The following is an 11261-nucleotide window of genomic DNA, read 5'->3' as shown; positions in this document are numbered from 1 at the left end:
ATTTCACTCTTGCCGTCGGCAGCGGTGACTTCGACCTGCTTGTTGGCCAGCAGCTTGCCATGGCCTTCCAGCAGGGTGACGCCGTTGGCCTTGAACAGCGTGCTCACGCCACCGGTGAGATTCTTCACGATGGTGTTCTTGCGGCCGATCATCGCCGGCACGTCGATGGTGACGCCGGTGGCTTCGATGCCATGGACTTTGAAGCCTTCGTGGGCCTCGTGGTACTTGTAGGAGCTGTCCAGCAGCGCCTTGGACGGAATGCAGCCGACGTTCAGGCAGGTGCCGCCCAGAGCGATCTTGCCTTCCTTGTCGCGGTACTGTTCGATGCACGCGGTCTTCAGACCGAGCTGGGCCGCCTTGATCGCGGCCACATAGCCACCGGGGCCGGCCCCGATGACTACCACGTCGAATTTCTGGGTCATAACTCATTCCTTCTCGAATGGACCGGCGGCCCCTCGTGGGGACCGCCGTGGGAGAGACTGGCTATCAGATGTCCAGCAGCAGGCGCGCCGGGTCTTCCAGCAGGTCCTTGATGGTCACCAGGAAGGTCACGGCTTCCTTACCATCGATCAGGCGGTGGTCGTAGGACAGTGCCAGATACATCATCGGCAGAATGACCACTTGCCCGTTCACCGCCATCGGCCGCTCCTGGATCTTGTGCATGCCCAGGATCGCGGTTTGCGGCGGGTTGACGATCGGAGTCGACAGCAGCGAGCCGAAGACGCCACCGTTGGAAATGGTGAAGGTACCGCCGGTCATGTCTTCGATAGTCAGCTTGCCGTCTTTGGCTTTCTTGCCGAAGTTGGTGATGGAGCCTTCGATTTCCGCCAGGCTCATGAGCTCGGCGTTACGCAGGACCGGCACCACCAGCCCACGGTCGCTGGACACGGCGACACCGATATCCTGGTAGCCGTGATAGACGATGTCGTTGCCGTCGATGGAAGAGTTGACCCCCGGCTGACGCTTGAGCGCTTCGGTCGCGGCCTTGACGAAGAAGGACATGAAGCCCAGGCGTACGCCATTGTGCTTCTTCTCGAACATGTCCTTGTACTTCGAGCGCAAGTCCATGATCGGTTTCATGTTGACTTCGTTGAAGGTGGTCAGCATAGCCATGGCGGATTGCGCCTCGACCAAACGCTCGGCTACCTTGGCGCGCAACCGGGTCATCGGCACACGCTTCTCGACGCGATCGCCGGCGGCGAAGATCGGCGCATCGGCGGCCGGTGCGGCAGGCTTGGCGGCGGGGGCGGCCGGCGCGGATTTCTTCGCCTCGACAGCGGCGACCACGTCTTCCTTGGTCACGCGCCCGCCCTTGCCAGTGCCTACCAGGCTGTTCGGGTCGATGCCGTTTTCCTCGGCGAGCTTGCGCGCGGCGGGCGCCAGGATCTGATCGTCGCCAGCGGACGCAGCAGCGCCCTGGGCGGCCGGCGCGGAAGCGGCAGCAGGCGCAGCGGCGGCAGGCGCGGCACTGGCGGCGCCTCCTTCGCTCAGCTTGCCGAGCACTTCGCCGCTGAGCACGGTGTCGCCCTCGTTCTTGACGATTTCAGCCAGCACGCCGTCCGCCTCGGCAAGTACTTCCATGACCACCTTGTCGGTCTCGATGTCGACGATCAGCTCGTCGCGCTTGACCGCTTCGCCCGGTTTCTTGTGCCAGGTGGCAACGGTGCCGTCGGCGACCGATTCCGGGAAAGTAGGGGCTTTGATCTCGATAGCCATTATGTGAGGTTCCTATCTGATTCGGTTTCTTCTGGGCGAAGGCGTTAAACGGTAAAAGCGTCTTGCAGCAGTTTTTCCTGCTGTTCGGCATGCATCGAGGCATAACCGCAGGCAGGCGCCGCCGAAGCATCGCGACCGGCGTACTCGAGGAACAGATCCTTCTTGTGCGCCAGGGCGACCCGACGCATGTGATGCTGGCTGCAATACCAGGCGCCCTGGTTCATCGGCTCTTCCTGACACCAGACGATGTGCTTGAGGTTCTTGTAGGGCGACAGCACTTCGGCGAGATCGTCCTCGGGGAACGGATAGAGCTGTTCGATCCGTACGATGGCGATGTCGTCGCGAGCTTCGGCCCGGCGTTTTTCCAGCAGGTCGTAATAGACCTTGCCGCTGCACAGGACCACGCGCTCGACTTTGTCCGGCGCCACGTTGTCGATTTCCGGAATGACCGTCTGGAACGAGCCCTCGGCCAGATCCTCCAGGGTCGAAATCGCCAGTTTGTGCCGCAACAGCGACTTCGGCGTCAACACGACCAGGGGCTTGCGCAGCGGGCGGATGACCTGGCGACGCAGCAGATGGTAGATCTGCGCCGGCGTGGTCGGCACGCAAACCTGGATGTTGTGCTCGGCGCACAGCTGCAGGTAACGCTCCAGGCGCGCCGACGAGTGCTCGGGCCCCTGCCCTTCATAGCCATGGGGCAGCAGCATGGTCAGGCCGCAGAGACGACCCCACTTGTTCTCGCCGCTGGTGATGAACTGGTCGACCACCACCTGCGCACCGTTGGCGAAGTCGCCGAACTGGGCCTCCCAGATCACCAGCGCATTGGGCTCGGTGGTGGAGTAGCCGTACTCGAACGCCAGCACCGCTTCTTCCGACAGCAACGAGTCGTACAGGTCGAAGTTCGGTTGCCCGTCGAACATGTGTTGCAACGGAATGTAGGTTCCGGCGTCCTTCTGGTTGTGCAGCACCGCGTGGCGGTGGGAGAAGGTGCCGCGCCCGACGTCCTGGCCGGTGAGGCGTACCGGATGGCCTTCGAACAACAGGGTGGCGTAGGCCATGGTCTCGGCGTAGCCCCAGTTGATCGGCAAGCCGCCCGCCGTCATCTTCTGGCGGTCCTCGAGAATCTTCGAGACCTGGCGCTGGACGACGAAGCCTTCCGGCGTGGTCAGCAGCTTGTTCGACAGTTCCTGCAAGGTCTTCAAGGCGAAACGGGTGTCGTGGCGCGCGGTCCAGGTATGGCCCAGATAAGGGCGCCAGTCGACGAACAACTCCTTGTTCGGCTCCTTGACCAGGCTCTTCACCACGTGTAGGCCGTTGTCCAGCGCCGTGCGGTACTCGTCGATCTTGGCCTGGACACGCTCGGCATCCAGCACGCCGCCCTGGGTCAGGGCCTCGGCGTAGAGCTCCCGCGTGGTGCGCTGCTTGGCGATCTGCTGATACATCAACGGCTGGGTGCCGCTCGGCTCGTCCGCTTCGTTGTGACCGCGGCGGCGGTAGCACACCAGGTCGATCACCACGTCGCGCTTGAACTGCATGCGATAGTCGACCGCCAACTGAGTGACGAACAGCACCGCTTCCGGGTCGTCGCCATTCACGTGGAGGATCGGCGCCTGGATCATCTTCGCCACGTCGGTGCAGTACTCGGTGGAGCGCGCATCGTCGGCACGGCTGGTGGTGAAGCCGACCTGGTTGTTAATCACCAGATGGATGGTGCCGCCCGTCTTGTAGCCACGGGTCTGCGACATCTGGAAGGTTTCCATGACTACGCCCTGGCCGGCGAAGGCCGCGTCGCCATGGATGGACAGCGGCAGAACCGCGTCGCCGACCGGGTCGCGGCGGCGATCCTGACGGGCGCGCACGGACCCCTCGACCACCGGGGACACGATTTCCAGGTGGGACGGGTTGAACGCCAGCGCCAGGTGGACTTCGCCGCCCCGGGTCATGACGTTGGAGGAAAAGCCCTGGTGATACTTCACGTCACCGGAACTCAGGCCTTCCACCTTCTTGCCTTCGAACTCGTCGAACAGGTCGCGCGGATTCTTGCCGAAGGTGTTCACCAGCACGTTCAGCCGACCACGGTGGGCCATGCCGATGACGATTTCCTTGGTGCCGTAGGAACCGCAGCGCTGGATGACTTCGTCGAGCAGCGGAATCAGGCTCTCGCCGCCTTCCAGGCCGAAACGCTTGGTGCCCGGATACTTGGTGCCCAGGTATTTTTCCAGACCTTCGGCGGCGGTGAGCCGTTCGAGCAGATGGCTCTGCATCTCCGTGGAGATCACCGGGCGGCCACGCACGCTTTCCAGGCGCTGCTGGAACCACTTGCGTTGCTCGGAATCGACGATATGGGTGAACTCGGCGCCGATGGTGCGGCAATAGGTCTGCTGCAGCGCCTGGTGGATTTCGCGTAGGGTCGCCTCTTCCTTGCCGATGTACAGCTCACCGGTACGGAAGGTGGTATCGAGGTCGGCGTCGGTCAGGTTGTAATGGTTGATCGCCAGATCGGCGGGAACCGGACGCTGCCAGAGCCCCAGCGGATCGAGCTGGGAGACCTGGTGGCCGCGCATACGGTAGGCCTGGATCAGGCGCAGGACTTCCACCTGCTTTTTCTCGTGCTCGCTGCTGACGCTGCCGGCGGATACCGGCTGGGCGCGGCGCTGGTTCTTGGCCAGCAGGACGAAGTGATCGCGGACCGTAGAATGCGAAACGTCGGTGGCAGCATTGCCGTCGGTGGGCAATTTCTGGAAATAGGTGCGCCACTCTTCGGGCACAGCGTTGGGATCGTGCAGGTAGAGCTCGTAGAGCTCCTCCACATAGGCAGCATTACCACCGGAGAGGTGGGCACTGTTCCACATGCGCTGCATTACGCTTTCTTGCATGCTAGGTCACCCTCGATAAGGGGACTCCACCGGCAGTGGACCGAACCGTGTTTCGCCGAGCCCAGGGGAAAGCCGCTCGCGCAAAGCCACCGAGGATCCCGCAGATGGTCCGGGCACCAGCCCGGTCGCCCCTGCTGGTCAACATATTTTCAAATGAGAACCGCGGCTTTTTGGGCTGTGGTTCGGGTTTTGCCGTGACGACGATACCGCTTGATCGTCGCCACGGCGTGTCACAGGTGTCGCACTAACCCATCAAGTTCCGCTTTGCAGCAGCATGTTGCGAACGTGACCGATTGCCTTGGTCGGGTTGAGACCCTTGGGGCAGACGTTCACGCAGTTCATGATGCCGCGGCAGCGGAACACGCTGAACGGATCGTCCAGCGACGCCAGACGCTCCTGGGTCTTGGTATCGCGGCTGTCGGCCAGGAAACGATAGGCCTGCAGCAGCGCGGCCGGACCGAGGAACTTGTCCGGGTTCCACCAGAAGGACGGGCAGGAGGTCGAGCAGCACGCGCACAGAATGCATTCGTACAAACCGTCCAGCTTTTCACGCTCTTCCGGCGTTTGCAGGCGTTCGATCGCCGGGGCGGGCGTATCGTTCTGCAGGAAAGGCCGAACCTTCTCGTATTGCTTGTAGAAGATGCTCATATCCACGACGAGGTCACGGATGACCGGCAGACCCGGCAACGGCCGGACCACCAGACGATCGCCCTTCACCACCGAGGACAACGGGGTGATGCAGGCCAAGCCGTTCTTGCCGTTGATGTTCATGCCGTCGGAACCGCAGACGCCCTCGCGGCAGGAACGACGATAGGAGAAGCCTTCGTCCTGTTCCTTGATCAGGGCGAGCACGTCGAGCACCATCAGATCCTTGCCGCCGGTGTCGACCTGGAAGGTCTGCATCGACGGAGCCGAATCCTGGTCCGGGTTATAGCGATAGACACTGACTTGCAGCATAGCGGTCACCCTCAATAAGTACGGACTTTGGGTTCGAACGCCGGAACGGTTTTCGGCGCGAAGTTGACGGAACGCCTGGACATGCGCTTCTCACCCGGGAAATACAGGGTGTGGCACAGCCAGTTTTCGTCGTCGCGGTCTTCGAAGTCCTCGCGAGCGTGAGCGCCACGGCTCTCCTTGCGCGCCTCGGCGGCGATCGCGGTGGCTTCGGCCACTTCGAGCAGGTTCTGCAGTTCCAGAGCCTCGATACGCGCCGTATTGAAGGCCTTGCTCTTGTCGGCGATCTTGACGCTCGCGATACGCTCGCGCAGATCGGCCAACTGATTGATGCCCTTCTGCATGTATTCGCCGGTGCGGAACACGCCGAAGTAGTTCTGCATGCAGCCTTGCAGTTCTTTGCGCAGCGGCGCGACGTCTTCGCCGCTGCTGCGCTCGTTTACGCCGGACAGGCGCTTGAGCGAAACCTCGAGATCGGTCTCGGAGGCACCACGGTGCTCGATACCTTCCTTGAGGGCTTTTTCCAGGTGCAGGCCGGCCGCGCGGCCGAATACCACCAGATCGAGCAGGGAGTTGCCGCCTAGGCGGTTGGCGCCGTGCACCGACACGCAAGCGACTTCGCCCACGGCGAACAGGCCTTCGATGATCTGATCGTTGCCGTTGGCGTCCTGGGTGATGGCCTGGCCATGGATGTTGGTGGCGACGCCGCCCATCATGTAGTGGCAGGTCGGGATGACGGGTACCGGGGCGACGACCGGATCGACGTGGGCGAAGGTCTTCGACAGCTCACAGATACCCGGCAGGCGGCTGTGCAGGACTTCTTCGCCCAGGTGGTCGAGCTTCAACAGCACGTGGTCGCCGTTCGGACCGCAACCGTTGCCGGCCAGCACTTCCTTGACCATGGAACGGGCTACCACATCGCGGCCCGCCAGATCCTTGGCGTTCGGTGCATAGCGCTCCATGAAGCGCTCGCCGTGCTTGTTGATCAGGTAGCCACCCTCGCCGCGGCAACCTTCGGTCACCAGCACGCCGGCGCCGGCGATGCCGGTGGGGTGGAACTGCCACATCTCGATGTCCTGGACCGGTACGCCGGCACGCAGGGCCATGCCCACGCCATCGCCGGTATTGATCAGGGCGTTGGTGGTGGACGAATAGATGCGCCCCGCACCGCCGGTGGCGAGCACCACGGCCTTGGAACGGATATAGGCGGTTTCACCGGTCTCGATGCAGATGGCGATGACGCCGACGATGGCGCCGTCCTGGTTCTTCACCAGATCGACCGCGTACCACTCGTTGAGGAAGGTGGTGTCGTTCTTCAGATTCGCCTGATACAGGGTATGCAGCAGGGCGTGACCGGTACGGTCGGCTGCGGCGCACGTGCGCGCGGCCTGGCCACCCTTGCCGAAATCCTTGGATTGCCCGCCGAACGGACGCTGATAGATGCGGCCCTGCTCGGTACGGGAAAACGGCAGGCCCATGTGTTCCAGTTCGAACACGGCCTCGGGACCCACGGAGCACATGTATTCGATGGCATCCTGGTCGCCGATGTAGTCCGACCCCTTGACGGTGTCGTACATGTGCCAGCGCCAATCGTCGTTCGGATCGGCGGAGGCGATGGCGCAAGTGATCCCGCCCTGGGCGGAAACGGTGTGCGACCGGGTGGGGAATACTTTCGTCACCACAGCGGTCTTGTGGCCACCCTGGGCCAGCTGCAATGCCGCGCGCATGCCGGCACCGCCGCCGCCGACGATGATGGCGTCGAAGGAAAGCGTACTAATGTTAGCCATGGATCAGATACCCCAAAGAATCTGCACACCCCAGACGAAGAAGGCGAACATCGCAATGCCGCACACCGCCTGGAAGAGGAACCGCACGCCGGTCGACCATTTGCCCAGCGCCATTGGCGTCAGGTAGTCGGTCGAGATGGTCCACATGCCGACCCAGGCGTGAACGCCCAGCGCGACGAGGCCCAACAGGCTGAAGATGCGCATCCAGTTCCGGGAGAAAAGTCCATGCCACTCGGCGTAGGCCATGCCGGGATGGGCGATGACGTAACCGAGCAGAAACAGGAAGTAGGCCGCCAGAACGACCGCCGAAACACGCTGAGCCATCCAGTCATAGAGGCCCGAGCGGGAAAAGTTCGTGACGTTGGTTACCATATCCACACTCCCGCCAGTACGATCAGCACCGCAGAGACGGCGAGAACGATTTGCGAGCCCAGCTTGCCGCCTTGCAGCGTCTCACCGAAGCCCAAATCCATGATCAGATGGCGCAGGCCTGCCACCAGGTGGTACAGCAGTGCGGACAACAGACCCCAGATCACCAGCTTGACCAGCGGACTGGCCATGAACGCCTTCACCTGCTCGAAGCCTTCCTCTGAACCCAGGGATTTGTCGAGCGCGAACAGCAGCACGGCGAGGCCCAGGAAAAGGATGACACCGGAAATACGGTGCAGAATGGAGGTATAAGCAGTGATCGGGAGTTTTATAGTCCTAAGATCTAAGTTTACAGGTCGTTGGCTATTCACGGCTTTTTTCACACTGAGGCCCCTAACAAGCAGGGCAAGTTGTCGGGAAGTGCACTGGTCAGGTACCCCTCACCAAAGGGAGTGCCGACCTCCAGAATGCCGGCTCTAAAGCCGCTGTCGGTCGGCCGCAGATTATAGACAGTTAGGTCACTAATGACAACGTAATGGCCTAGTCGATGGGCGGATTGCATCCCTCGCGCAATTGGCGTAAACGAGCGTCCTTTTTCTGCGAAAAACCCGCGCAAAGCCCTCTGCTGCAAGGGTTGTGGCAAATTGACTTTCGGTTTTATCTCACTATAGTGGTGCGGGCCCTGCGTGGGGGGCTTCTGATGATTTCAAGCATAACTAGGAGGCCGATATGGCTGACAAAAAAGCGCAGTTGATCATCGAGGGCGTTGCCCCCGTCGAGCTGCCCATTCTGACCGGCTCGGTCGGCCCCGATGTAATCGATGTGCGAGGCCTCACGGCCACCGGTCGCTTCACCTTCGACCCGGGTTTCATGTCGACCGCCTCTTGCGAATCGAAGATCACCTATATCGATGGCGAACAGGGCATCCTCCTGCATCGCGGCTACCCCATCGAACAGCTCGCCGAACAGTCCGATTACCTGGAAACCTGCTACCTGCTGCTCAACGGCGAACTGCCCAACGCCGAAGAGAAAGCCAAGTTCGTCAGCACCGTGAAGAACCACACCATGGTTCACGAGCAGTTGAAGACCTTCTTCAACGGCTTCCGCCGCGACGCCCACCCGATGGCGGTGATGTGCGGCGTGGTCGGCGCGCTCTCCGCCTTCTATCACGACTCCCTGGACATCAAGAATCCGCAACATCGCGAGATCTCGGCGATCCGCCTGGTCGCGAAGATGCCCACCTTGGCGGCGATGGTCTACAAGTACTCCATGGGCCAGCCGATGATGTACCCGCGCAACGACCTGTCGTACGCGGAGAATTTCCTCCACATGATGTTCAACACGCCCTGCGAGATCAAACCGATCAGCCCGGTGCTGGCCAAGGCGATGGACCGCATCTTCGTCCTGCACGCCGATCACGAGCAGAACGCCTCGACCTCCACCGTTCGCCTGGCCGGTTCTTCCGGCGCCAACCCGTTCGCCTGTATCGCAGCCGGCATCGCCGCGCTATGGGGACCGGCCCACGGTGGCGCCAACGAGGCGGTGCTGAGCATGCTCGACGAAATCGGTGACGTGTCGAACATCGACAAGTTCATCGCCAAGGCCAAGGACAAGGACGACCCGTTCAAGCTGATGGGCTTCGGTCACCGGGTCTACAAGAACTTCGATCCGCGCGCCAACGTGATGAAGAAGACCTGCGACGAAGTGCTGGCCGAACTCGGCATCAACGACCCGCAACTGGAACTGGCGATGAAGCTCGACGAAATCGCCCGCAACGATCCTTACTTCAAGGAACGCAACCTGTACCCTAACGTCGACTTCTACTCGGGCATCATCCTCAAGGCGATCGGGATTCCCACCAGCATGTTCACCGTGATCTTCGCCCTGGCGCGGACCGTCGGCTGGATTTCCCACTGGAAGGAAATGCTCTCCAGCCCGTACAAGATCGGCCGTCCGCGCCAGCTGTACACCGGCTACGAGCAGCGCGATTACGCCCCGCTGGACGAACGCAAGTAAGAGTTCGCCCCCCAAAAAAAGGCTGCCCATGGGCAGCCTTTTTTCATTCCGGCACATCCCTTCGCTTAACGGCCTTCGACCCGCGCGCGCAGGTTTTTCAGGGTATTGAAGGGGGCGTCCACCACGAAACTGTTGGCCAGTACCGAAGGTACGCTGCCGCCGGGCTCGGTGTGGACCTGATAGGTGACCTCCACCTGATCGGCACCCTTGGGCACCAGCTTCCAGAGCCCCTCGACACTACTCACGCGTACGAAACCCTTCTCTTCGGGAATGTAGGTGGGCGCGCCCTTGAGATGCCGGGTCACGCTGCCGTCCGCGCCTTCCTCGGTGGTGACGTCCAGCACCGAATCCCGCGGGGTGACGGGCCACGGCGTATCGAATCGGGTATAGGTCCAGCTGTGATCGCCTTCGTGCTTGAGCAATTTCTGCTCGCGGCACTCGTAGATCCAGGCGCAGGAACCGGACACGTCCTCCTGCAGCTTGCGTACGCTGGCCACGTCGCCCTTGAGGGTGACCACGCCGCGGTAGGCCTTGTACTTGGAGCCGGCGACCTCGGCGAGGTAGACCTTCACGCCATCCTCGTCCTTGGCGAGCTTCCAGTCCTCGGCATGTACCGCAGAAGCCATCAGCATGCCGAGGCTACAGATTCCCGCCATTCGACCAAGCGAACCCATTCCATTCTCCTCAGGTGGACCGCCGACGGACCGGCGGCTTTTTTTATTGGCTAAATCGACTGACCGCGACCCGGGTCGCTTGTTCCAGCCAGTCCAGCGTCCGCAACGCTTCGGTTCGGTCGTTTCCGCAGACCTGGGCGTCGGCGAGGAACGCCGAGCACACCGCGGGCCGCTCGGCGCGGCCAAACAATGTGCAGAGATTACGCGCATCCAGATTGATGCAACGCTCACCCGCGGCCTTGCCGTTCGGCATGCCCGGAATCGGCGAACTGATAGAGGGCGCGATGCAGCAAGCGCCACAACCCATACGGCACTCCACGGAAATCTCCACAAGGATACGGACGAGTCGGCGATTCTACCGGCGGGCTCGGTCGTTGGGCAGCCGTCTCCAGCACAGGCGAGGCCTCGCGGGCCAGGCTTCTTCACGCCAGCGCGACGGTCCGGGAGCGCGAGCGAGCCGCCCGCTTGGCGCGGGCAGGCCTTCCCCGGTAGGCTGCGCGCCCCACCTCCCGGAGTCCTGCCCGTGCCGGTATGGATGCAAACCGCTGCCCTGCTCGTCGCGTCGAACATGTTCATGACCTACGCCTGGTATGGCCACCTGAAGACCATGAACGACAAGTCCTGGCTGGTGGCCGCCCTGGCGAGCTGGGGCATCGCGCTCGTCGAATACCTGATCATGGTGCCCGCCAACCGCATCGGCTACACCGAGCTGAGCCTCGGCCAGTTGAAGATCATGCAGGAGGTGATCGCGCTGATGGTCTTCGTGCCCTTCAGCCTGTTCGTCATGCAACAGCCGCTGAAGCTGGATTACGCCTGGGCCGGCCTGTGCATGCTGGGAGCGGTTTACTTCATATTCCGCGCATGATCCA

The 11261-nt window shown here is 62.2% G+C and carries 11 protein-coding genes; 2 read left to right on the top strand and 9 right to left on the bottom strand.

Annotated elements, in window-relative coordinates; genetic code table 11:
- The 7 genes from OGL92_RS01900 to sdhC all read right to left on the bottom strand — a co-directional run.
- On the bottom strand, positions 1–422 hold a 422-nt coding region (locus tag OGL92_RS01900; protein ID WP_263139568.1), incomplete at its 3' end, for an FAD-dependent oxidoreductase.
- Positions 423–486: 64 nt separating this feature from the next.
- On the bottom strand, positions 487–1716 hold the full coding sequence (gene odhB, locus OGL92_RS01895; protein ID WP_263139565.1) for a 2-oxoglutarate dehydrogenase complex dihydrolipoyllysine-residue succinyltransferase: 1230 nt from the start codon (positions 1714–1716) through the stop codon (positions 487–489).
- A gap of 44 nt (positions 1717–1760) precedes the next feature.
- Complete coding sequence (locus tag OGL92_RS01890) at positions 1761–4592, bottom strand: 2-oxoglutarate dehydrogenase E1 component (protein ID WP_263139564.1); 2832 nt, start codon at positions 4590–4592, stop codon at positions 1761–1763.
- Positions 4593–4844: 252 nt separating this feature from the next.
- Positions 4845–5549 (bottom strand): succinate dehydrogenase iron-sulfur subunit, encoded by a 705-nt coding sequence (locus tag OGL92_RS01885; protein WP_263139563.1) that lies wholly within the window; start codon positions 5547–5549, stop codon positions 4845–4847.
- A gap of 11 nt (positions 5550–5560) precedes the next feature.
- Positions 5561–7333 (bottom strand): succinate dehydrogenase flavoprotein subunit, encoded by a 1773-nt coding sequence (sdhA, locus tag OGL92_RS01880; RefSeq protein WP_263139562.1) that lies wholly within the window; start codon positions 7331–7333, stop codon positions 5561–5563.
- A 3-nt stretch (positions 7334–7336) separates the two neighbouring features.
- Positions 7337–7705, bottom strand: coding sequence for a succinate dehydrogenase, hydrophobic membrane anchor protein (sdhD, locus tag OGL92_RS01875; protein WP_263139560.1), 369 nt, complete (start codon positions 7703–7705; stop codon positions 7337–7339).
- Complete coding sequence (gene sdhC / locus OGL92_RS01870) at positions 7699–8085, bottom strand: succinate dehydrogenase, cytochrome b556 subunit (RefSeq protein WP_263139559.1); 387 nt, start codon at positions 8083–8085, stop codon at positions 7699–7701. Before sdhC ends, sdhD begins: the two co-directional genes overlap by 7 nt.
- Before the next feature lie 346 nt (positions 8086–8431).
- Here sdhC and gltA point away from each other — a divergent pair, with 346 nt between their 5' ends.
- The gene (gltA, locus tag OGL92_RS01865) at positions 8432–9718 is read left to right on the top strand and encodes a citrate synthase (protein WP_263139556.1); all 1287 of its coding nucleotides are present in this window, start codon (positions 8432–8434) and stop codon (positions 9716–9718) included.
- Between the two features lie 65 nt (positions 9719–9783).
- Here gltA and OGL92_RS01860 read toward each other — a convergent pair whose 3' ends face one another.
- Entirely contained in the window at positions 9784–10392 is a 609-nt protein-coding gene (locus OGL92_RS01860) for an START domain-containing protein (RefSeq protein ID WP_263139555.1), read from the bottom strand.
- Between the two features lie 43 nt (positions 10393–10435).
- A complete protein-coding gene (locus OGL92_RS01855) occupies positions 10436–10711 on the bottom strand; it encodes a YkgJ family cysteine cluster protein (RefSeq protein ID WP_263139553.1) in 276 nt (91 codons plus the stop codon).
- A gap of 204 nt (positions 10712–10915) precedes the next feature.
- On the opposite strand from OGL92_RS01855, the gene OGL92_RS01850 reads away from it, so the two are divergent.
- Entirely contained in the window at positions 10916–11257 is a 342-nt protein-coding gene (locus tag OGL92_RS01850; protein ID WP_263139550.1) for a DMT family protein, read from the top strand.
- The last annotated feature ends 4 nt before the right edge of the window (positions 11258–11261 follow it).

The sequence above is a fragment of the Pseudomonas sp. RIT-PI-AD genome (genome assembly GCF_025642785.1).
Classification (GTDB): domain Bacteria; phylum Pseudomonadota; class Gammaproteobacteria; order Pseudomonadales; family Pseudomonadaceae; genus Pseudomonas_T.
Note: the sequence above shows the minus strand (reverse complement) of the source record. Positions and strands in the feature narration are given on the sequence as shown.